22 protein-coding genes are annotated in these 23,755 nt (G+C 37.2%); all 22 read left to right on the top strand.

The window, feature by feature from the left end:
* Nucleotides 1–20: 20 nt before the first annotated feature.
* The gene (locus ACFYKT_RS02200; RefSeq protein ID WP_389214774.1) at nucleotides 21–2,078 is read left to right on the top strand and encodes a chemotaxis protein CheA; all 2,058 of its coding nucleotides are present in this window, start codon (nucleotides 21–23) and stop codon (nucleotides 2,076–2,078) included.
* Nucleotides 2,079–2,135: 57 nt separating this feature from the next.
* Entirely contained in the window at nucleotides 2,136–2,603 is a 468-nt protein-coding gene (locus ACFYKT_RS02195; protein WP_389214771.1) for a chemotaxis protein CheW, read from the top strand.
* 4 nt (nucleotides 2,604–2,607) lie between these two features.
* On the top strand, nucleotides 2,608–3,249 hold the full coding sequence (locus tag ACFYKT_RS02190; protein ID WP_389214768.1) for a chemotaxis protein CheC: 642 nt from the start codon (nucleotides 2,608–2,610) through the stop codon (nucleotides 3,247–3,249).
* Nucleotides 3,242–3,739 (top strand): chemotaxis protein CheD, encoded by a 498-nt coding sequence (locus tag ACFYKT_RS02185; protein WP_389214765.1) that lies wholly within the window; start codon nucleotides 3,242–3,244, stop codon nucleotides 3,737–3,739. Before ACFYKT_RS02190 ends, ACFYKT_RS02185 begins: the two co-directional genes overlap by 8 nt.
* A gap of 158 nt (nucleotides 3,740–3,897) precedes the next feature.
* On the top strand, nucleotides 3,898–4,659 hold the full coding sequence (locus ACFYKT_RS02180) for a FliA/WhiG family RNA polymerase sigma factor (protein ID WP_389214762.1): 762 nt from the start codon (nucleotides 3,898–3,900) through the stop codon (nucleotides 4,657–4,659).
* Between the two features lie 29 nt (nucleotides 4,660–4,688).
* A complete protein-coding gene (locus ACFYKT_RS02175; protein WP_389214759.1) occupies nucleotides 4,689–6,071 on the top strand; it encodes a DUF342 domain-containing protein in 1,383 nt (460 codons plus the stop codon).
* Between the two features lie 16 nt (nucleotides 6,072–6,087).
* Nucleotides 6,088–6,405 (top strand): hypothetical protein, encoded by a 318-nt coding sequence (locus tag ACFYKT_RS02170; RefSeq protein WP_389214756.1) that lies wholly within the window; start codon nucleotides 6,088–6,090, stop codon nucleotides 6,403–6,405.
* A gap of 9 nt (nucleotides 6,406–6,414) precedes the next feature.
* Nucleotides 6,415–7,017 (top strand): hypothetical protein, encoded by a 603-nt coding sequence (locus ACFYKT_RS02165; RefSeq protein ID WP_389214753.1) that lies wholly within the window; start codon nucleotides 6,415–6,417, stop codon nucleotides 7,015–7,017.
* A gap of 150 nt (nucleotides 7,018–7,167) precedes the next feature.
* A complete protein-coding gene (gene rpsB / locus ACFYKT_RS02160; protein WP_389214751.1) occupies nucleotides 7,168–7,869 on the top strand; it encodes a 30S ribosomal protein S2 in 702 nt (233 codons plus the stop codon).
* A gap of 223 nt (nucleotides 7,870–8,092) precedes the next feature.
* Nucleotides 8,093–8,974, top strand: coding sequence for a translation elongation factor Ts (tsf, locus tag ACFYKT_RS02155; RefSeq protein WP_389214748.1), 882 nt, complete (start codon nucleotides 8,093–8,095; stop codon nucleotides 8,972–8,974).
* Between the two features lie 159 nt (nucleotides 8,975–9,133).
* On the top strand, nucleotides 9,134–9,859 hold the full coding sequence (gene pyrH, locus ACFYKT_RS02150) for a UMP kinase (RefSeq protein WP_389214746.1): 726 nt from the start codon (nucleotides 9,134–9,136) through the stop codon (nucleotides 9,857–9,859).
* Complete coding sequence (gene frr, locus ACFYKT_RS02145) at nucleotides 9,859–10,416, top strand: ribosome recycling factor (RefSeq protein ID WP_389214743.1); 558 nt, start codon at nucleotides 9,859–9,861, stop codon at nucleotides 10,414–10,416. The genes pyrH and frr overlap by 1 nt, the downstream gene beginning before the upstream one ends.
* Nucleotides 10,417–10,668: 252 nt before the next feature.
* Nucleotides 10,669–11,445, top strand: a complete 777-nt coding sequence (locus tag ACFYKT_RS02140) for an isoprenyl transferase (RefSeq protein WP_389214741.1) — start codon at nucleotides 10,669–10,671, stop codon at nucleotides 11,443–11,445.
* 20 nt (nucleotides 11,446–11,465) lie between these two features.
* A complete protein-coding gene (locus tag ACFYKT_RS02135; protein ID WP_389214738.1) occupies nucleotides 11,466–12,254 on the top strand; it encodes a phosphatidate cytidylyltransferase in 789 nt (262 codons plus the stop codon).
* A gap of 111 nt (nucleotides 12,255–12,365) precedes the next feature.
* Entirely contained in the window at nucleotides 12,366–13,508 is a 1,143-nt protein-coding gene (gene dxr / locus ACFYKT_RS02130; protein WP_389214735.1) for a 1-deoxy-D-xylulose-5-phosphate reductoisomerase, read from the top strand.
* Nucleotides 13,509–13,526: 18 nt separating this feature from the next.
* Nucleotides 13,527–14,789: an RIP metalloprotease RseP gene (gene rseP, locus ACFYKT_RS02125; protein WP_389214732.1), complete on the top strand. Its 1,263-nt coding sequence runs from the start codon at nucleotides 13,527–13,529 to the stop codon at nucleotides 14,787–14,789.
* A gap of 86 nt (nucleotides 14,790–14,875) precedes the next feature.
* Nucleotides 14,876–16,579, top strand: a complete 1,704-nt coding sequence (locus ACFYKT_RS02120; protein WP_389214729.1) for a proline--tRNA ligase — start codon at nucleotides 14,876–14,878, stop codon at nucleotides 16,577–16,579.
* A gap of 216 nt (nucleotides 16,580–16,795) precedes the next feature.
* The gene (locus ACFYKT_RS02115; RefSeq protein ID WP_389214726.1) at nucleotides 16,796–21,118 is read left to right on the top strand and encodes a PolC-type DNA polymerase III; all 4,323 of its coding nucleotides are present in this window, start codon (nucleotides 16,796–16,798) and stop codon (nucleotides 21,116–21,118) included.
* A gap of 243 nt (nucleotides 21,119–21,361) precedes the next feature.
* Nucleotides 21,362–21,832, top strand: coding sequence for a ribosome maturation factor RimP (gene rimP, locus ACFYKT_RS02110; protein WP_389214723.1), 471 nt, complete (start codon nucleotides 21,362–21,364; stop codon nucleotides 21,830–21,832).
* A 185-nt stretch (nucleotides 21,833–22,017) separates the two neighbouring features.
* Nucleotides 22,018–23,145, top strand: a complete 1,128-nt coding sequence (gene nusA / locus ACFYKT_RS02105; protein ID WP_389214720.1) for a transcription termination factor NusA — start codon at nucleotides 22,018–22,020, stop codon at nucleotides 23,143–23,145.
* Between the two features lie 15 nt (nucleotides 23,146–23,160).
* A complete protein-coding gene (gene rnpM, locus ACFYKT_RS02100) occupies nucleotides 23,161–23,445 on the top strand; it encodes an RNase P modulator RnpM (protein WP_389214718.1) in 285 nt (94 codons plus the stop codon).
* Entirely contained in the window at nucleotides 23,442–23,744 is a 303-nt protein-coding gene (locus ACFYKT_RS02095) for a YlxQ family RNA-binding protein (protein WP_389214715.1), read from the top strand. Before rnpM ends, ACFYKT_RS02095 begins: the two co-directional genes overlap by 4 nt.
* Nucleotides 23,745–23,755: the final 11 nt, after the last annotated feature.

The raw sequence follows: 23,755 nt of genomic DNA, 5'->3' as shown, positions 1-23,755 counted from the left end.
GCTAAAGGGGTGTGGGCCAAATGGATATGAATCAATATCTAGAGGTATTTATTGAAGAAAGTAAAGAACATTTGCAATCATGTAATGAACAGCTTCTTGAATTGGAGAAGAATCCAGAAGATATTAAGATTGTTAATGAAATTTTCCGTTCAGCTCATACATTAAAAGGGATGTCTGCAACGATGGGATACGAAGATTTAGCCAAACTTACCCATCAAATGGAAAATGTTCTTGATGGTATTCGTAACCATAAAATTAAGTTTAATCCAGAAATACTGGATGTTGTTTTCCTTGCTGTCGATGATCTAGAAGCAATGGTACAATCCATAGCTGATGGAGGAGATGGAAAAAGAGACGTTTCCGATGTTGTTGCAAAATTATTGTTAATTGAAAAAGGGGAGAGCCCTGCACAAGCTGCTGCACAATTAGAAGTTGCTGCTGCAGTTGCAGTTGCTGAACCGTCACAAGCAGCAAAAAGCCAGTATGATGAATTTGAATTAACTGTTCTTCAACAATCAAAAGAACAAGGCTTTGATACCTTTGAGATAACAGTTGCCTTAAGAGATGACTGTCTTCTAAAGGCTGCAAGAGTCTTTATGGTCTTTGAAATTTTGGAGAAAATCGGAGAAGTGATTAAGTCTAATCCTTCAGTTGAACGATTAGAAGAAGAACAATTTGATCATGAGTTCACAGTAACAATTGTATCAAAGGAAATGAAAGAGGATATTCAAAAGAAATTAATGAAGGTTTCAGAAGTTGAAAAAGTAGATGTAAATCTGATTTCATTAAGTGATCTTCGCCAATATGATGAAGAAATAGAATCAGTCCTCTCTAATGATACTAAGCTTGTAGAAAAAGAAGAAATACAGCATAAAGATGATTCAAAAAAGCAAGAAGATAAAAAATCAGCATCATCTACTAAACAAACAAGCAGTAAAACGATTCGAGTGAATATCGAAAGATTAGATATATTAATGAATTTATTTGAAGAATTAGTTATCGACCGCGGACGTCTAGAACAAATCTCTCGTGACTTGAATAATCAAGAATTGCATGAAACTGTGGAACGAATGTCTAGAGTAACTGGTGATTTACAGAATATTATTCTGAACATGCGAATGGTTCCGGTCGAAACAGTCTTTAATCGCTTTCCGCGTATGGTACGTCAATTAGCACGTGATTTAAATAAGAAAATTGATCTAGAAATTATTGGTGCAGAAACAGAGCTAGATCGTACTGTAATTGACGAAATTGGTGATCCACTTGTCCACTTAATCAGAAATGCTCTAGACCATGGAGTTGAGACGCCTGAAGTGAGAAGGGCAAATGGAAAGAGTGAAGAAGGTACTGTTGTACTTAAGGCATATCATAGCGGTAATCATGTCTTTATTGAAATTGAAGATGATGGTGCCGGTATTAATCGGGATAAGGTTTTAGCTAAGGCACTTAGTAAAGGGATTGTTACAGAACAAGTAGCTGCAACGATGTCAGATAGCCAAGTTTATGAGCTCATTCTCGCTTCAGGGTTTTCTACCGCAGAAAAAATCTCTGATGTTTCTGGTCGAGGAGTAGGATTAGATGTTGTAAAGAGTACTATTGAGTCATTAGGTGGAACCATATCTATTGAATCAAAACTTGGACAAGGCTCAGTATTTTCTATTCAACTCCCACTGACATTGTCAATTATTTCAGTTATGCTTACTGAAATCCAAGAGGAAAAATTTGCTATTCCATTATCTTCTATTATAGAAACAGCAATAGTTAAGAAAGAAGATATTTTAAATGCGCACAATCAAAGAGTCATAGATTTCAGAGGAAAAGTAGTGCCGCTTTTATTCCTAAAAGATATTTTTGAAGTTCCCGTGCTTGAAGAAGAGGATGAGTTTTACTCTGTCGTTATTGTGAGAAAAGGGGACAAAATGGCGGGTCTTGTTGTCGACTCCTTTATTGGTCAACAGGAAGTTGTGCTAAAATCATTAGGAAATTATTTGACAAATGTATTTGCAATCTCTGGAGCAACCATTTTAGGTAATGGCCAGGTTGCATTAATCGTAGACTGTAATGCTTTAATTAAATAGTAGTATTCGTTCTAGTGTGGCATTTTTTACTAGATAAATTTAGAGGGGTGAACAAGTATGACGGAAACCTTAGCTGCTGATATTAAATTAATTGTTTTTCAATTAAAGGATAAAGAATATGCGATCCCAGTAAATCAAGTCCAATCAATTGAAAAAGTCGAACATATTACAAGAGTGCCCCGAACTGAAAAGTTTATTAAAGGTGTTATTAATCTTCGTGGAGTAATTACACCAATTATTGATCTTCGAAGCCGGTTTGATCTTGAAGAAGAAAATTATACCGATAGTACTCGTGTGATCATCGTTATTTTTAATGATGTTGAAGTAGGTTTTATTGTAGATTTAGCAAATGATGTAATTGATATTCCAGCTAGCTCTATCGAACCTCCTCCAGAAATTGTTGGGGTTAAAGAAGCTGAATATATTAATGGTGTTGCTAAAATTGGAAAACGATTGTTGATTTTAATTGATTTAGAAATGATCCTTAACACCGAACAATTTAGCACATTAGGATTTGAAGGATAAGGATATGAATTTTATTAAGCAAATTTCATCGATGCATCTAGATATTTTAAAAGAAATCGGCAATATTGGTGCAGGTAATGCGGCGACAGCACTTTCACAATTATTAAACAAGAAAATTGATATGAAAGTTCCTGATGTACGGATCGTTTCGTTCGATGAAATGATGAATATGGCTGGGGGCGCTGAAAATGCTGTTGCTGGTGTATTTCTAAGAATTGAAGGGGAAGCACCAGGGAGTATGTTTTTTGTATTGCCCCTTGAACAGGCAACAAGTTTCATTAAAGAGATGATCGGGGATGATACCTTTTCCTTGGACTCTCCTCCATATAATGAAATTGGCTTATCAGCTTTGCAGGAGCTTGGTAACATACTTTCTGGATCATATTTATCTGCATTATCAGATTTTACAAATCTATCGTTATACCCTTCTGTTCCAGCATTAAGTATCGATATGTTTGGTGCAATTATAAGCTATGGCCTAATTGAACTGTCACATGTTAGCGATTATGCGATTGTTATAGATACGGCATTGAATGAAGATGAAGATAGGAACAAAGAATATGTGAAAGGTCATTTCTTTTTGCTTCCAGATCCTAATTCGTTTCAAACCATTTTCAAATCTTTAGGAGTCCCTCATAATGATTGAGTGTAAAGAGATTATTAAAGTTGGAATCGCTGATATGAACTTAGTTAAAACGCCGAATACGATTAGGACATCAGGTTTAGGATCTTGTGTGGGTGTAGTTGTTTATGATCAAGCAAGAGAAATTGCAGGACTTGCTCATGTCATGCTTCCTGATTCTTCTCTTGCTAAATCAGGTACATTAAATATCGCCAAGTATGCGGATACTGCTGTAAAGGATCTTGTGGCACAGTTAATTCGAAATGGAGCACGATCTTATTCCTTGAAGGCAAAAATTGCTGGTGGTTCACAAATGTTTCAATTTTCTAATGGCAGTGATATGATGCGAATTGGCCCAAGGAATGTTGAAGCAGTGAAACAGGAGCTTGCAGCCCTAAATATTGCAATAGTCGCTGAGGATGTTGGTGGCAATAGTGGAAGAACCATCGAATTTGATCCCCAAACATGCCTCTTACATATTCGAACAGTGAACAAAGGAATACAGGAACTATAAGAAAAACCATGAAACTTAAAAGCTCAGCCTTTTTCCAAATGAAAAGGCTGTTTCCTTTTAATCTTTATTGTAAAGGCTCTCATTATCCATATACAGGATTTTTATTTTGATCCTATAATCTTAAGGAAACTGTATCATATCATTTGAGGAGGATGGCCATGGCACAACAAATGACGGAGGAACAAACCCACTGGCAAAGCTGGGTCACTTCTCGTGATGCGGAAGCGGGGAATTTTCTCGTTCAAAAATACCTACCTCTTGTAAGTTATCATGTACAGCGAATTGCGGTGAATCTTCCAAGAAACGTAGTGAGAGATGATTTGAGAAGTCTTGGTATGATGGGTTTATATGATGCGCTGGAAAAGTTCGAACCATCTCGTGATTTGAAGTTCGATACTTATGCTTCATTCAGAATACGCGGTGCCATTCTTGATGGTTTGCGCAAAGAGGATTGGCTTCCTCGCAATACGCGAGAAAAGGCCAAAAAAATTGAAGCAGCCATTGAAAAAATTGAACAAAAATTAATGCGTAACGCCACAATTCAAGAGATCTCTTCCGAAGTTAATATGGACGAAGATGAGGTCCAAACGGTTATGAATGAACATTTCTTTGCTAATATCCTTTCTATAGATGAAAAGCCAAGTGATCAAGATGACAAAGACGGACAATCCTTTATTATTAAAGATAATGGTTCAGAAATTCCAGAAGAGAAAGTTTTGAAGGATGAACTAATAAATGAAATGGTTAAGTTCATTTCAGATTTGAATGATAAAGAACAGCTTGTTATTAGTTTATTTTATAAAGAAGAATTAACCTTAACAGAAATTGGGCAAGTCATGAGTCTTTCAACATCTAGAATTTCACAAATTCATTCTAAAGCCATTTTTAAGCTTCGACATGCTTTAGAAAAAGTTTTTTAGAATTCTAAAAGAGAAAGAAGTGATGCCAAGTGGATAAGCACTTTCGTGTTTTGCTTGAAAAGAATCGACTATCAGCAAAACTGGAATTGATCGAAAATTCAGGTGATGGCTTTTCATTTTCATATGAGGAAATAAGTGATTTTCTCAAAAAGGAAAAGATAACTTTTGGAATAAAAGAAGAGGTTTTAGAAGGATTATGCAATCATTCAATCTCTATAAGTGAACCGGTAATTATCGCTGAAGGGATACCATCAAAAGATGGAATGGATGCTTATTTATTAAATGAAGTTCAAAATAAAAAAGAAGAAAAAAGAAAGAAGTTTAACTTTCGAAATGTAATTCAAATTCCTTCTGTTAAAGCTGGTCAAATTCTAGCCTCTATTATTCCACCAACTCCTGGGACATCAGGCACAGATGTAACTGGGCGTATGCTACCTGCAAAAAATGGGAAACCACTTACTATCCGGCCCGGAAAAAATGTAATCTTAAATGGAACAAAATTCTATTCAACATCTGATGGGCAGCTAAGCTTAACAAATAAAGCGATTTCGGTTAATCCAGTTTACGAAGTTACTGGAGATTTGGATTTAAAGACAGGAAACATTGATTTTATTGGAAATGTCATTATTAGAGGGAATATTCCTAGTGGTTATGAAGTAAAAGCAGGCGGGGATATTAAAATATTCGGATTAGTTGAAGGAGCAAATGTACACGCGGAAGGAAATATAATAATTTCTGGTGGTGTTTCAGGGGGACATAAAGGTTCTATAACAGCTATTGGCAATATTCAAGCTGCTTATTTAAATCAGGCAAATGTTCAAGCGGGCCAAGATTTAATGGTTGAAAACTCCATCTTACATAGTCATGTTCAAGCAGGTGGTTCGATTTTTTGTGAAAAGGCTTTGATTATAGGAGGCTCGATATCTGCTGGAAAGGACCTGCGTATAAAAGAAGTTGGAAATCGGTTATTTACTAAAACGGTTTTGCAAGCGGGTGAAGATGCCGAACTTATTGCAAGGGAGCAAAAGCTCCAAAAGGAAAAAAAGGAGTTAAATAATAATTGCCAGAAATTAGAATTAGTTGAACAAAAGTTGCTGCAGATAGGAAAAACTAGGGGAACATTATCTGAAGAACAAAAAGCATTCATTCTTAAACAACAAGCAACGAAAAATCAATTGTTAAAGCAGTTAAAGGATATCGATGATGAATTAGAGAAACAGCTAGAAATTGGGGGCAAAGAAGATTCTTATATTTATATTTATGGATCAGTTTATCCGAATACTACTTTACAATTTGGAAAATACGCTATTCAGATACAGAACAAACACTCAAATATAAGATATTATATCTCCAGTGGTGAGATTGTCTCTGACTCACCAGCATCTAATAATCTTACGTTTCAAAGTATATAATCAAGGGTGAATGTGTATGAGTTTAAAGTCTATTGAAATGCAAGTCGCCTTGCCACGATCGGTAGAAGCAGGGAAGATTCAAGAACAATTGCAGCAGCGTGGACATCATAAGAATGAAATTACTACACAAAAATCCCAAAAAGAAGATGAAGTAAAAAGAAAAACAGTTATTAAGCAGGAACAAAAGGGAAATGTAAACTTTTCAAAAGAGAAAAAGGATCATCAGCATGATTCAAGTAAACAACAGGGACATAATGGAAGTGCAGAAGAGGTCATAATAGAGAAGAAAGAAAAGCACCCATATAAAGGGAAAATTATAGATTTTAGTGGATAGAGGGATTGTATGACCACTTTTTTATTATTATTAAGTCTATTTTTAAATATTCTAGCCTTTTTAGCCATAATCTTATTGTTCCTTCGTCAGAATCGTCTATTGCAGGTGGAGAAAAAACAAGAGAAAATGATTTCTGATATGGAAGAGGTCATCTCTGCATATTTAGTTCAGATGAAAGAGGAAAATGAAGATTTCATTAACCGAGTAAAACAGTTAGAAGTTCGATCCACTTCTTCCACCGCAGACCATTCAGTAAAGGATCTTATTCAAGTAAGCGATACTGTGAAGAAAGATAATGAACCGTTTCTCCATAATAAAATTGGAAAAGCTAACGCAAATAGAGCTGTGAATGTTTATAAGCAATATGCAAAGGCTACAACTAAGGAAACAAGTGTTGAAGCGCCAGCTGATTTGGTTAAATCTTCAATAGAGGTGCCAACTAAAGATGAACAAAGAAATGAATCGGACCAGAACACTTTGCAGGGCGATTCACTAATAAACCAAATCTTGCTCTTAAAAGAGCAGGGACAAACCGTGGACAAAATTGCTCAAAGGCTTAATAAAGGGAAAACTGAAATTGAGCTTTTGCTTAAATTCCAAAAAAATCAATAGAAAGATCTTGATTGTCTATTATTATTATGATATATTAACAAATGGTGTTAATACACACGCTTATTGATTTAGTCGGATGGTGCTGGAATACCAGTTTCCGATTAAAAATGATCTAAGCGGAGGAAAACAAACCATTAGGAGGAAACACACATGTCAGTAATTTCAATGAAGCAATTGCTTGAAGCTGGTGTACACTTTGGACACCAAACACGCCGTTGGAACCCTAAGATGAAAAAATATATTTTCACTGAGCGTAACGGTATCTACATCATCGACCTTCAAAAAACAGTTAAAAAGGTTGAAGAAGCTTACAACTTCGTAAAGGAACTTGCTGGTAACGGCGGTACAATCCTTTTCGTAGGAACAAAGAAACAAGCTCAAGATTCAGTTAAAGAAGAAGCAATCCGTTCAGGACAGTACTATGTTAACCAACGTTGGTTAGGTGGTACATTAACAAACTTCGAAACAATCCAAAAGCGTATTTCTCGTCTTAAGGATATCGAAAGAATGTCTGAAGACGGCACTTTCGAAGTACTTCCTAAAAAAGAAGTAGTTCAATTGAAAAAAGAGCAAGATCGCTTAGAAAAATTCTTAGGCGGGATTAAAGATATGAAGGCGATTCCAGATGCTTTATTCATCATTGATCCTCGTAAAGAGCGTATTGCTGTGGCAGAAGCACATAAATTAAACATTCCGATCGTTGGTATCGTTGATACAAACTGTGATCCTGATGAAATCGATGTTGTTATCCCTGCAAACGATGATGCTATTCGCGCTGTTAAACTATTAACAGGTAAAATGGCTGATGCGATTCTTGAAGCAAAACAAGGCGAAGAGGTTACAACTGCTTAATTGAAAAGCGAAAAGTGCCTTGGTGCTGGAGCTAGATATTCATCTAATTCTAAATAAGCTTTTTAATATAGGCTAACAATATGAAAGGTGATAACAGGGAACACCCTTTATCACCTTTTTTTGAAGAAAATTAGCAAGCGAATATGAAAGATTATTCCGTTTGTAACTGAACATTAAAGGTAAAGCTATAAATACATAACCAATTATAAGGAGGATTTTTATCATGGCAATTACTGCACAAATGGTTAAAGAACTACGCGAAAAAACAGGCGCAGGTATGATGGATTGTAAAAAAGCTCTTCAAGAAACTGACGGTGATATGGAAAAAGCAATCGATTTCCTTCGTGAAAAAGGGATTGCTAAAGCTGCTAAAAAAGGTGACCGCATTGCTGCTGAAGGATTAGCAACAATTAAAGTTGAAGGAAATGAAGCAGTTATCCTTGAAGTGAACTCAGAAACTGACTTCGTTTCTAAAAACGAAGGATTCCAAACACTTGTTAAAGAATTGGCTGAGCATTTGCTTGCTAATAAGCCTGCTTCTGTTGAAGAAGCTATTGCTCAAACAATGGGAAATGGTGCTACTGTTGAAGCACATATTAATACTGCAATTGCGAAAATCGGAGAAAAATTAAGTCTTCGTCGTTTTGAAGTGAAAACAAAAACTGATAATGACGCATTTGGTGCATACTTACACATGGGTGGACGTATTGGCGTCTTAACTGTTCTTGAAGGAACAACTGATGAAGATGCAGCAAAAGACGTTTCTATGCATATTGCTGCACTTAACCCTAAGTATGTTTCTCGTGATGAAGTTTCACAAGAAGAGGTTGAGCGTGAGCGTGAAGTGTTAACACAACAAGCCCTTAACGAAGGCAAGCCAGAAAATATCGTTGCGAAAATGGTAGAAGGCCGTTTAAGCAAGTATTTTGAAGATGTTTGTGTTAATGATCAAGCATTCGTTAAGAACCCTGACCAAAAGGTTGGAAAATTTGTTGAATCTAAAGGCGGAAAAATCCGTGAGTTTGCTCGCTTTGAAGTAGGAGAAGGTATTGAAAAGCGTGAAGACAACTTTGCTGAAGAAGTAATGAGTCAAGTAAAAAAATAATTTTTCGCTTATACATTTATAAGAATAATTCACAACTAGAAATTATCATCTCAGGGAACACTTTGTGTTCCCTGTTTTTCAAGACTAAATAAGTTCAATAAATGTTTAGCTACAGTGCTACTTGTGCTTAGCTTTTCTATATTACATATGGAGGTTCTTATGAGCGGCCCAAAATATAAACGAGTTGTTTTAAAGTTAAGTGGAGAAGCTTTAGCAGGAGAGCAAGGCTTTGGAATTAACCCTGCTGTTATTAAATCAGTTGCAACACAGGTCAAGGATTTAGCCCAATTAGGTGTAGAAGTCGCTGTTGTAGTGGGTGGTGGAAATATCTGGCGTGGGAAAATCGGAGAAGAAATGGGTATGGATAGAGCAAATGCAGACTATATGGGAATGCTTGCGACTGTCATGAACTCATTGGCTCTTCAAGATAGCCTGGAGCAGTTAGGTGTTGAAACAAGGGTTCAAACTTCAATTGAGATGAGACAAGTGGCTGAACCATATATTCGTAGAAAGGCCATTCGTCATCTCGAGAAAAAACGCGTAGTCATCTTTGCTGCCGGTACTGGAAACCCTTATTTCTCAACAGACACAACAGCTGCTTTACGTGCGGCAGAAATTGAAGCAGAAGTCATATTGATGGCAAAAAATAATGTGGATGGCGTTTATTCAGCTGATCCGCGTGTAGACAAAAACGCTAAAAAGTATGATCAGCTCTCTTACCTTGATGTGATAAAAGAAGGCTTAGCTGTCATGGATTCTACTGCATCATCTTTATGCATGGATAATGATATTCCGTTAATCGTGTTTTCAATCATGGAACAAGGTAATATAAATCGTGCAGTAATGGGTGAAACAATTGGGACAATTGTAAGGGGGAAAAAATAATGCCAAAACAAGTAATTGCAAACGCAAAGGAAAGAATGACAAAAGCAATTCAAGCTTATACTCGTGAATTAGCAAGTATTCGTGCCGGTAGAGCTAATGCATCATTGCTTGATCGAATTACGGTAGATTATTATGGTGCGCCTACACCTGTGAACCAATTAGCTGGAATCTCAGTGCCAGAAGCGCGCCTACTTGTTATTCAGCCATATGATAAATCAATTCTTAGTGATATTGAGAAGGCCATTTTAAAATCTGATATCGGATTAACGCCTTCAAATGACGGTAATATTATTAGACTTTCAATTCCTCAGTTAACAGAGGAGCGCAGAAAAGATCTTGTTAAACTTGTGAAAAAAGAATCAGAAGAAGCAAAGGTTGCTATTCGAAATGTACGACGTGATGCGAATGACGATCTTAAGAAGCTTGAAAAGAATGGTGAAATTACTGAAGATGATTTGCGCGGATATTCGGATGACATCCAGAAGCTAACAGATGAGCAGATTGTTAAAGTGGATTCAGTTACAAAAGAAAAAGAAAAAGAAATACTTGAAGTATAAAACTAATTCATAGAATAAATAGAAATAGCAACCCTCTAAGTATAGGGGGTTTTTTTACTCTTTCTTCTGAAAAGTGGATATGGCAGTTTAATTTATGTCACAAACTTTTTGTTATATTCTTATTTATGTTAAACATACATATTCTTTTTATAGAGATATCTTTCTCTATTTTTGGTATGATATTATCATGCAGAAATAGGGTTGATTTTTTTATCGGAGGGTAAGATTAACCTATCTTAAAGGAGCAGTCTTATGTTAAATAAAATAAAACGATGGAAGAATCAGAGTAGCTCTTCCGAACTCCGAGAAAGAATGTTGAAAATTCAAGAGCACCCTATTCCTTCACATATTGCAATTATTATGGATGGCAATGGGAGATGGGCAAGTAAAAGGGCTCTGCCTAGAATCGCTGGACATCATGAAGGAATGAAGGTAGTTCGGAAAATAACAAAATTGGCGAATGAAGTTGGTGTGAAAACGTTAACTCTTTATGCTTTCTCTACAGAGAATTGGAAAAGGCCAAAATTGGAAGTTGATTATATAATGAAGCTTCCAGAGGAATTTTTGGGTTCGTTTCTACCGGAGCTGGTGGAAGAGAATGTTAAAGTTCAAATGATGGGTGATAAGAATATGCTTCCTCCCCACACAAAAGCTGCCATAGAAAAGGCAATAAATGATACAAAGCAAAATACAGGCCTACTATTAAACTTTGCACTTAACTATGGAAGCAGAACTGAAATTATTGAAGGGATTAAGGAAGTCTTAAACGATTGCAAAAGTGGTATAATAAATGAAAATGAGTTGAATGAAGAAACCTTTTCTTCTTACTTAATGACAAAAGGGTTAAGTGACCCTGACCTCTTAATTCGAACAAGTGGTGAAATTCGATTGAGTAACTTTATGCTCTGGCAGTTAGCTTACACAGAGTTTTGGTTTACGGATGTACTTTGGCCAGATTTTGAGGGGGATCACTTAATTGAGGCAATCGAGGTTTTCCAAAACAGACAAAGGCGTTTTGGAGGAGTTTAAAGAAGGTGTTGAAAAATTAGATGAAGCAAAGAATTATTTCAGCGATTGTATTTGGTGCGATTTTTCTGCCAGTGATTATATTAGGAGGAACACCAGTCGTTATATTAGCCTACCTATTGGCATCTATTGCACTTTATGAACTATTAAAAATGCGTAAACTTAGTATTGTTTCTGTACCTGGAATTATTTCATTATTGTTGTTGTGGATTTTTCTCCTGCCAAATCAATTTCAGGATGTGCTTGAAATAATCCATTTTACAAAAATTGAGTTTGTATTGTTAGCAGTACTTCTATTTTTAACCTATACAGTTGCAACAAAGAATAAGTTTACCTTTGATGATGTCGCATTCTCGGTCTTAGCAACATTATACGTTGGGATAGGTTTTTATTATTTTATAGAAACGCGTGAAGCAGGCTTAATTTACCTTTTCTTCTCATTATTTATTATATGGGCAACAGATTCGGGTGCCTATTTTATTGGTCGGGCCATCGGAAAAAGGAAGCTATGGCCCGAAATTAGTCCGAATAAGACGATTGAAGGTTCATTAGGAGGCGTTTTTTGCGCACTTATTGTTGCTATTTTATTTCTTCTCTTTACAGATATTAGAGCAACATTTCTTCAGTTATCCATTATTACAGGCGTCTTATCTGTTTTTGGACAAATTGGTGACTTAGTTGAATCTGCATTAAAGCGTCATTATGATGTGAAGGATTCAGGGAAAATCATGCCGGGCCATGGCGGGATATTAGATCGATTTGATAGTCTATTGTTTGTATGGCCCTTAATCCATTTTATTTTTTTATTTTAAACGGATATAATCATCTATCATCGTTATTGCATGGCATCTTTGATTGTTTGTTTAATCACAACGGCGATCTATATACGCATGTCTGTGCTTTCCAACAGGAGTTGAGTTTACATGAAACATATTAGTTTAATGGGAGCTACTGGATCCATTGGCACTCAGACTTTGGATATCATAAAAGAACATCCTTCCGAATTTAAGCTTGTTGCTATGTCGGTAGGAAAAAATTTGGAGCTCACGAGAAAAATTATTAGGGATTTGAAGCCTGAGCTTGTATCAGTTTCAGAAAAATCTGCAGCAAATGATCTTAAAGCGGAATTTCCCCATATTTCATTTACATATGGAGAAGAGGGCTTGACAGAGGTTGCAGTGTATCATAGGGCGGATATCCTTGTTAATGCTGTGTCTGGCAGTATTGGTCTAACACCAACATTGAATGCGATTAGAGAGAAAAAGACGATTGCGATCGCTAATAAGGAAACATTAGTAACAGCTGGTCATCTTGTGATGGAAGAAGCAAAGCGAAATCAGGTTTCCTTATTACCAGTTGATAGTGAACATTCTGCTATTTTCCAAGCATTGCAAGGTGAAAAAGAAAAAAATATTGAAAGATTGATCTTGACTGCATCTGGTGGGAGCTTTAGAGATCGGACAAGAGAAGAGCTAGAAAGTGTGACAATTGAAGATGCTTTAAATCATCCGAATTGGTCAATGGGTGCCAAAATTACGATTGATTCGGCGACAATGATGAATAAAGGGTTAGAAGTCATTGAGGCCCATTGGCTATTTTCAATGGCCTATGACCGCATTGATGTGTTATTGCATAAAGAAAGTATTATTCATTCCATGATTGAATTCCATGATAGTAGCATTATTGCTCAACTTGGAACACCTGATATGAGAGTCCCCATTCAATATGCACTTACATATCCAGATAGGCTAAAGCTTCCGTCTGCCAAACGATTGAATTTAGCTGAAATTGGAAAACTCCATTTTAGTATGATGGATCTTGATCGATTCCGCTGTTTGAAGTTTGCTTATGAAGCGGGAAAGGCTGGGGGAACGATGCCTACTGTACTAAACGCTGCAAATGAAGCAGCCGTTGCTGCCTTCTTAGATGGAAAAGCTTCTTTCTTGCAAATTGAAGATTTAATCGAAAGAGCCTTGAGTAATCACAATAATATCTCAAATCCTGGCCTCTTAGAAATTCAGGAAGTTGATTTGGAAACGAGAAAATATGTAAACTCAGTTCTTTAAAAAAAGGTGGTTATATATTTGAGTACAGTTATTGCATTTATTGTTATATTTGGCGCCCTCGTGTTTTTTCATGAATTAGGCCATTTTGTTTTTGCTAAAAGGGCTGGGATTCTTTGCCGAGAATTTGCAATCGGTTTTGGTCCGAAAGTATTTTCTCATAAAAAGGGAGAAACAGTTTATACGATTCGACTTCTGCCAATCGGCGGTTTTGTTCGAATGGCAGGCGAAGATCCTGAAATGATTGAAATCAAGCCTGGCTATCGAGTTGGTTTGATGTTTAATAAGAATGACCAAGTAAATAAAATGATTTTGACTAATAAGGATAAATATCCAAATGCAAGGGTAATTGAAGTTGAGCATGCCGATATTGAACATGATATGATCATTAAGGGGTTTGTTGAGGGGGATGAAGAGGAAAAGCTCCAGTCCTTTACGATTAGCGAAAATGCTGTTCTAGTGGAAAATGGTACAGAAACATTAATCGCCCCTTATAACAGACAATTTGCCTCAAAGACACTTTGGCAAAGAACGATGGCCATCTTTGCAGGACCGATGATGAACTTTGTCCTTGCTTTTGTTATCTTTGTTTTGATTGGTGTACTGCAAGGTATCCCATCAAATGCTCCTGTTTTAGGAGATTTAACTAAAGATGGTGCAGCAGTTGAAGCTGGATTAAAAGAAGGAGATATTATTCAAAGTGTGAACGGTGCTGAAATATCGAGCTGGTCAGACGTTGTTGAAATCATCCAAAAAAGTCCAGATAAGGAGTTGCAATTTACCCTTGAACGGGATGGTAAGGAATATCAATTGCCTGTAACTCCAAAAGTTCAGGAGGCTGAAGGTAAAAAGATTGGAATTATTGGTGTGTATCAGCCAATGGAGAAATCACCTTTTAAAGCCATTTCACATGGGGCTAAAGAAACCTATCTATGGACAAAAGAAATATTTGTGATGCTTGGTAAGCTTGTAACTGGACAATTCTCTATAGATGCACTTTCTGGACCTGTTGGTATTTATGTTTCTACAGATACAGTGGCTAAATCAGGAATCTTCTATTTAATGAAGTGGGCTGCTATTCTAAGCATTAATCTTGGAATCATGAATCTCTTGCCAATTCCTGCTTTGGACGGAGGAAGACTAATGTTCTTTGCGGTTGAAGCGGTGAGAGGGAAACCAATCGATCGTCATAAAGAAGGAATGGTTCATTTTATTGGCTTTGCCCTTTTAATGTTACTCATGCTTGTTGTTACTTGGAACGATATCCAACGATTTTTCTTGTAAAAAAGCATTCTTAAGGGTCTGATTCTCATTTGGATTTGACCCTTTATTTTTGGACTATGACTATAATATATTTGAGGTGCTATTCGATGAAACAAAGTATGACACTTATTCCTACTTTAAGAGAAGTTCCAGCTGACGCAGATGTAACAAGCCATCAATTATTATTGAGGGCTGGGTTCATTCGTCAAAATGCGAGTGGTATATACAGCTATTTGCCACTAGCACAAAAGGTTTTGCGGAAAATTGAAGCAATTGTGCGTGAAGAAATGGATAATGCAGGAGCTGTAGAATTATTAATGCCAGCAATGCAAGCTGCAGAGTTATGGCAGGAGTCAGGTCGATGGTATACATATGGACCAGAGCTTATGAGACTGAAAGATCGACATGAACGAGATTTTGCTTTAGGAGCAACGCATGAAGAGGTGATAACGAGCCTAGTTCGTGATGAAATCAAATCCTACAAAAGATTGCCAATCGCATTATACCAAATCCAGACAAAGTTTCGGGATGAAAAACGCCCTCGCTTTGGAATTTTGCGCGGTCGAGAGTTTATCATGAAGGATGCCTATTCCTTCCACTCTTCACAAGAAAGCCTTGCTGTGATGTATGACAGTCTGTATGAGGCCTACTCAAATATTTTTACCCGCTGTGGATTAAACTTTCGGGCAGTTATTGCCGATTCCGGTGCAATGGGTGGAAAAGATACACATGAGTTTATGGTATTATCTGATATTGGTGAAGATACAATTGCTTATTCTGATACTTCTAATTATGCTGCTAATATTGAAATGGCACCTGTTATAAATACATATGAAAAGAGCAATGAAGAGCAAAGAGAATTACAAAAGGTGAATACCGAAAATCAAAAAACAATTGAAGAAGTATCTTCGTTCCTTGACGTAACAAAGGCACAATGCATTAAATCTTTACTATTTAAGATTGATGATAAATATGTACTAGTCTTAGTTCGTGGCGACCATGAGGTCAATGATATTAAGTTGAAAAATTTATTTGAGGCATCAATGGTCGAGCTGGCACCAGCAGATGCAACGAAAGATATTCTTGGCTGCACGATCGGATCTCTTGGGCCAATTGGCGTGGAAAAAGTCGAAATTATTGCTGATCATGCTATTAAAGGCTTAGTTAATGCGGTTTGTGGTGCAAACGAAGAAGATGTTCATTATGTAAATGTAAATCCAGATCGAGATTTTAAAGTTAATACTTATGCGGATCTTCGCTTCATTCAGGAAGGTGATCTTTCACCAGATGGCAAAGGCTCTATCCTGTTTGCAGAAGGAATAGAAGTAGGGCATATCTTTAAATTAGGAACTAGATATAGTGAAGCAATGGGTGCAACTTATTTAGATGAAAATGGAAGAAGCCAGCCAATGATTATGGGCTGTTATGGTATTGGAGTATCTCGTACAATGGCGGCAATTGTAGAACAGTACAATGATGAAAGTGGACTCGTTTGGCCAAAGGATATTTCGCCTTTTGATATTCATCTCATCCCAATTAATTTGAAGGATGAGAATCAAGCGGCTTTGGCTGAGGAGTTATATTCACAGTTTAAGCAGAATGGCTTCGATGTTTTAATGGATGACCGCCAAGAAAGACCTGGAGTGAAATTTGCTGACTCTGACTTAATTGGTTTGCCTGTTCGTATAACGATTGGGAAAAAAGCGGCAGAAGGAATTGTAGAAGTCAAAGTGCGTAAAACAGGTGAAATGCAAGAGGTTCATAAGGATGAATTAGTGAGAACCATTACTCAAATTCTAGAAACATTATAATTTTGAAGATTTGAATTGCCTGTGGGGGATGTGTGGAGATTTTGATCCGTTTTTTGGATCATTTTCTTTACACATTTCTCACAGGCTTTTTGCTAGAAGAAATATCCTCCTTGAAGAGGTTAAAACCTTAAAAATGTTATGATATAATTATCAACGTCTTTGTCGTTCGATGAGTGATTTGAAAATAAGAAAAATATATAGATGGGAGAGAGAATAATGGAGGAAGCCTTAGGCAATAAAGAGCGATTCCAACTCTTGCTCCAACAGCTGCAATTAACTGACGATGCTATTGTGCAGCATTTTCAGCAGGCAGAAATTAATAAGGTGGTTATTGAGAAACGGGCAAGGAAATGGCATTTTTATTTTGAATTTGAAGCAATCCTGCCATTTCGTGTTTTGAGCCTATTTTCGACACAGCTTGAAAAGACTTTCGCGCATATAGCCAATACGACTTTTACCATTCGAGTGAAAAATCAGCAGGTTAATGATCAATTGATTTTAGAATACTGGAAACACTGTATTCAAGAAATGGAAGGGATGTCACCTCCGCTTATTAAGTTGTTGAATGAGCAGGTTCCAAAAGTTCTAGGAAATAAGATTATCATTCATGTTAGAAATGAAACAGAAGGGCTCTCAATTAAAAGAAAATACTCCGAAATGATAGGTCAGGTTTATGAGTCCTATGGTTTTCCTGCATTAGTTATAGATACGGAAGTTTCACTTGAAACAGCTAATGAAGAGTATCAGAAGTTTATTGAGGCGAAGGAAAAAGAAGATCAGGAACGTGGACTCCAGGCTTTAATCGATATGCAGAAGAAGGAAGCGGAGGCTGAATCGATTGATTCTTCCGTACTTCAAGGTCCTCTCATGATCGGATTGACGATTAAGGATGACGCAGATTATAGAAAATTAATTGATATTGAAGATGAAGAACGCAGAGTGGCAATTGAAGGATATGTTTTTTCAGCAGAAACACGAGAGCTGCGCAGTGGAAGAACATTGCTAACGTTTAAAATAACGGATTACACAAGCTCAATCCTAGTTAAAATGTTCTCACGTGACAAGGAAGATGCTGCATTATATCAGCATGTTCAAAAAGGAATGTGGCTAAAAGTACGTGGCAGCGTCCAAAATGATACATTTGTCCGCGACCTGGTCATGATCGGGAATGATATTAATGAAATAAAGCCTATTCAAAGAAAAGATACTTCTCCTGATAATGAAAAGCGTGTGGAGCTACATCTTCATACACCAATGAGTCAAATGGATGCAGTATCATCTGTCAGCGCACTTATTGGACAAGCAAAAAAATGGGGGCATAAAGCAATTGCGGTTACAGACCATGCAGTTGTTCAATCGTTTCCTGAAGCATTTGGAGCGGGAAAGAAAAATGATATTAAGATTTTATATGGAGTAGAGGTTAATCTAGTAGACGATGGGGTACCGATTGCATACAACAGTACACACCGGTTATTAAGTGAGGATACGTATGTTGTTTTTGACGTGGAAACAACAGGCTTATCGGCTGTATATGATACGATTATCGAACTTGCTGCCGTGAAAATACGTGATGGTGAGATAATTGACCGCTTTGAATCGTTTGCAAATCCACACCACCCACTGTCTGCAACAACCATCAACTTAACTGGAATCACTGATGACCTTGTAGAAAATGCACCAGAAGTTGAGGAAGTATTACAGAAATTCCATGACTGGGCTGGTGACGCAATACTAGTTGCCCATAATGCTTCTTTTGATATGGGATTCTTAAATGTTGGCTATAAAAAAATTGACCTTGGCAAGGCGGCAAATCCAGTCATTGATACACTTGAATTAGCCAGATTCCTTTATTCGGATATGAAGAATCATCGATTGAATACACTTGCTAAGAAATTTGATATCGAGCTTACACAGCATCACCGTGCAATCTATGATGCTGAAGCAACCGGTTATCTTCTTTTGAAAATGTTGAAGGATGCAACTGAAAAGGGAATCGAGTATCACGATCAATTCAATGATAATATGGGTCAGGGAAATGCATATCAACGGGCAAGACCATATCATTGTACATTGCTTGCACAAACTGAAGCGGGCTTGAAAAATCTATTTAAGCTTGTATCAATTTCTCACTTGAATTATTTCTATCGTGTACCAAGAATACCAAGATCGCAGCTTGAAAAATATCGTGAAGGCCTTTTAGTAGGATCTGGATGTGCAAAAGGTGAAGTTTTTGAGGGAATGATGCAGAAGTCACCTGAAGAGGTAGAAGAGACTGCGCAATTCTATGATTATATTGAAGTTCAACCGAAGGAAGTAAATGCCCATCTTTTGGAGCTAGAATTAGTTCGAGATGAAAAGGCTTTGGAGGATATTATTGGGAAGGTTGTCCAGCTTGGTGAGAAATTGGGTCTCCCTGTTGTGGCGACTGGTAATGTCCATTATTTAAATCCAAATGATAAAATTTATAGAAAAATCCTTGTCAATTCACAGGGAGGGGCGAATCCGCTAAATCGTCATAAGCTCCCAGATGTTCATTTTCGAACAACGAATGAGATGCTCGATGCTTTCAAGTTTTTAGGTGTGGAAAAGGCACGTGAAATTGTTGTTGAAAATACAAATAAAATCGCCGATATGATCGATGTGATTAAGCCGATAAAAGATGATTTATATACACCTAAAATTGAAGGCGCCGATGATGAAATGCGCAATATGAGCTATGACATGGCTAGAAGCATTTATGGTGATAATTTACCTGAAATTGTCGAAGCTCGTTTGGAAAAGGAATTAAAAAGTATTATTGGGCATGGATTTGCTGTTATCTATTTAATCTCACATAAGCTAGTAAAAAAATCATTAAATGATGGTTATCTTGTTGGTTCACGTGGATCTGTCGGGTCATCACTTGTTGCAACAATGACAGAAATTACAGAAGTGAACCCGCTCCCTCCACATTATGTTTGCCCTGACTGTAAGCATTCGGAATTCTTTAATGATGGTTCAGTCGGTTCTGGCTATGATTTGCCTGATAAGGATTGTCCAGAATGTGGTGCGACATATAAGAAGGATGGACACGATATTCCTTTTGAAACGTTCCTAGGGTTTAAAGGGGATAAGGTACCTGATATCGACTTGAACTTCTCGGGTGAATATCAGCCTCGGGCACATAATTACACAAAGCAACTTTTTGGTGAAGATTATGTTTATCGTGCGGGAACGATTGGAACTGTTGCAGATAAAACAGCTTTTGGCTATGTGAAAGCCTATCAGCAAGATAACAATCTTCAATTAAGGGGAGCGGAAATCGATCGTCTTGCGTCAGGATGCACAGGTGTAAAAAGGACAACTGGCCAGCATCCAGGGGGAATTATCGTTGTTCCTGATTATATGGATATATATGATTTCTCACCGATACAATTTCCAGCAGATGATAAAAATTCAGAATGGAAAACCACTCATTTTGACTTCCATTCTATCCATGATAATTTATTGAAGCTTGATATTCTTGGACATGATGACCCAACAGTAATTCGGATGCTTCAAGATTTAAGCGGAATTGATCCAAAGACAATCCCTACAGATGATCCTGAAGTAATGAAAATATTTAGTGGAACAGAATCACTTGGTGTAACAGAAGAGCAAATTATGTGTAAGACAGGAACACTTGGAATTCCGGAATTCGGTACAAGATTCGTTCGGCAAATGTTAGAGGACACGAAGCCTACAACATTTTCGGAGCTTGTGCAGATCTCTGGACTGTCACATGGTACCGATGTATGGCTTGGGAATGCTCAGGAGCTCATTCATAATAGAATATGTACGCTGAGCGAAGTAATTGGCTGTCGTGATGATATAATGGTTTATTTAATTTATCAGGGATTGGAGCCCGCCTTTGCATTCAAAATCATGGAATCGGTCCGTAAAGGAAAAGGCTTAAGTGATGAAATGGAAGAAGAAATGAGAAAGAATGAAGTGCCGGAATGGTATATTGATTCATGCAAAAAAATCAAATATATGTTCCCGAAGGCTCATGCCGCTGCATATGTACTAATGGCCGTTCGAATTGCTTATTTTAAAGTCCATCATGCACTTCTGTATTATGCAGCCTATTTTACCGTTCGTGCAGAGGATTTTGATGTGGATGCGATGGCAAAAGGATCACAAGCTATTCGAGTTCTAATAGAAGATATTAATGCAAAAGGTCTTGATGCTTCTAATAAGGAAAAGAACTTATTAACAGTTATGGAGCTAGCCCTTGAAATGTGTGAACGTGGGTTTAAATTTAAAAAGGTTGATCTATACCGCTCAAGTGCAAATGAATTTATCATTGATGATGGAGCGCTTATCCCGCCGTTTAATGCGATTCCTGGCTTAGGAACGAATGCGGCTATTAATATCGTGAAGGCAAGAAAGGAAGGAGAATTCCTTTCAAAGGAAGATCTTCAGCAGCGGGGGAAACTTTCGAAAACAATTATCGAGTATTTAGATAATCATGGCTGTTTGGAATCTCTCCCTGAACAAAATCAGCTTTCCCTATTCTAAGGTAGAAAATTTAGGGAATAAGCCTAAAAGTAGCACGAAGCCTTGAGTTGACAGCAATTCCATTTGCATAAAAAATTTGGTTATGGTATAGTTTTAATGGAAATACTATTTATAACTCTCGTTAAAGAAGAGTGGGGCAACCCACTCTTTCGTGTTGTGTACGCTTTTTTCTGTCTAAATACAATTATTTACCAATGAAAAAAAGCTGCAAGGGTAAGAGTGAAGGTAAAAGGAGGGATATTTATGAGCAAAGTGACTGAAAAGGTTGAAGAATTAGTCACCCCCATTTTAGATGAACTTAAATTAGAATTAGTCGATATTGAATATGTAAAAGAAGGTAAGGATTGGTTTCTACGCGTATTTATCGATAAGGAAAACGGAGTGGATATCGAAGAATGTGGACTTGTCAGTGAACAATTAAGTGACAAGCTTGATGAGGTTGACCCAATTCCTTACAACTATTTCTTAGAAGTTTCATCACCGGGAGCTGAACGCCCTCTTAAAAACGATAAGGATTTTAACAAAGCAGTAGGGAAAAATGTTTTTATTAAGACGTATGAGCCCATTGATGGAGAAAAAACGTTTGAAGGGATTTTAACACAGTTTGATGGTCAAATTGTAACAGTTGAAATCAAAATTAAAACGAGGAAAAAGATGGTTGAAATTCCTTATGAAAAAGTGGCCAATGCTCGTCTAGCAGTGGTTTTTTCATAATTCAGCTATTTTTGGAGAATGAAGATAGATAAATGTCTAGCTCCAGCGCCTTCTTCGCTCAAGGTTTTAAGTCAACCCTCTTAAGTAAGGGAAATATCCCTTTTTTATGAGGCTCGTCTTATGCTATGCCTAGAGGGGTGGGCAAGGTGCTTGCGCTTTTCTAACAAAAGGGGGATATAAGTTTCATGAGCAGTGAATTGTTGGATGCTCTGACCTTGCTTGAAAAAGAAAAAGGGATTTCAAGAGATGTGATTATCGATGCTATTGAGGCAGCTCTAGTATCTGCATACAAAAGGAACTTTAATCAGGCTCAAAATGTACGAGTGGATTTACATCTTGGAAGCGGAACAATGAGAGTCTTTGCACGTAAAGAAGTAGTAGACGAGGTATTTGATCCAAGACTTGAAATTTCAATTGAAGATGCACGTAAACATAATCCAAATTATCAAATTGAAGATATAGTTGAACTAGAAGTAACACCTAAGGATTTCGGCCGTATTGCCGCTCAAACAGCTAAACAAGTTGTTACACAGCGTGTGCGTGAGGCTGAAAGAGGAATTATTTATTCCGAATTTATCGATCGTGAAGAAGACATCATGACTGGGATTGTTCAGCGCCAGGATTCTAAGTTCATTTATGTAAGTTTAGGAAAGATTGAAGCCATTCTTCCGGCTAATGAGCAAATGCCTAATGAACAATACAAACCACATGATCGGATTAAAGTATTTATTACAAAAGTTGAAAAGACAACAAAAGGCCCGCAAATCTTTGTGTCTAGAACACATCCTGGGTTATTAAAAAGACTTTTTGAAATTGAAGTACCGGAAATTTATGACGGGACAGTCGAAATTAAATCTGTCGCTCGTGAAGCGGGTGACCGTTCAAAAATCTCCGTACATGCAGACAATGAAGAAGTAGATCCAGTAGGCTCATGTGTTGGACCAAAGGGAACACGGGTACAAGCAGTTGTAAATGAGCTTAAAGGTGAAAAAATTGATATTGTCAAATGGTCACAAGATCCGGTCGTTTTCGTAGCTAATTCATTAAGTCCATCTAAAGTATTAGATGTTATTGTGAAAGAAGAAGAGAAAGCAACGACGGTTATTGTACCAGATTACCAACTATCACTGGCTATTGGGAAACGTGGTCAAAATGCGCGTCTAGCAGCAAAGCTGACAGGTTGGAAAATTGATATTAAATCTGAAACAGAAGCCCGAGAATCCGGTATTTATCCAAGAGAAGAGACATTATTAAATTATGAAGATAATGACTTTGCGAATGAAGATTTTGATCTATCAGACGATATGGAATAATAGAGGTGAATGAGCGTGAACAATCGTAAAAAAGTTCCTATGCGTAAATGTGTCGCTACCGGTGAAATGAGACCGAAAAAAGAACTCGTTCGCATCGTTCGCTCGAAAGAAGGGGAAGTATCAGTCGATCTAACCGGAAAAAAATCTGGGCGCGGTGCTTATCTTTCAAAAGAGAAAGAAGCATTAATGCTAGCAAAGAAGAAAAATATATTAGCTAATCATTTAGAAGTTTCAATAGATGATTCAATTTATGATGAGCTCCTAGAGCTTATAGAGAAGGAGAAACGACAATCCAAATGAATGGAAATCAATGGATGTCATTGCTTGGCTTAGCGAATCGGGCACGAAAAATTACTTCGGGTGAAGAGCTTACTATCAAAGAAATTAGAAATGGTAAAGCGAAGCTCATATTGCTATCAGCAGACGCTTCTATGAACACAGCTAAAAAAGTGACAGATAAATGCAAATCCTATCATATTCCATATAAACTTGTTGAAAACAGAGAGATGCTCGGTCAAGCAATTGGAAAAGAAGCACGGGTTGTTGTGGCGGTTTTAGATGAAGGATTTGCAAAAAAGCTGAAGTCGTTGCTCGATTAATTCCAGCGGGG

The sequence above is a fragment of the Cytobacillus mangrovibacter genome, assembly GCF_042865275.1.
Lineage (GTDB): Bacteria > Bacillota > Bacilli > Bacillales > Cytobacillaceae > Cytobacillus > Cytobacillus mangrovibacter.
The sequence above is the reverse complement of the archived record's forward strand: the minus strand, read 5'-3'. Positions and strand labels throughout refer to the sequence as shown.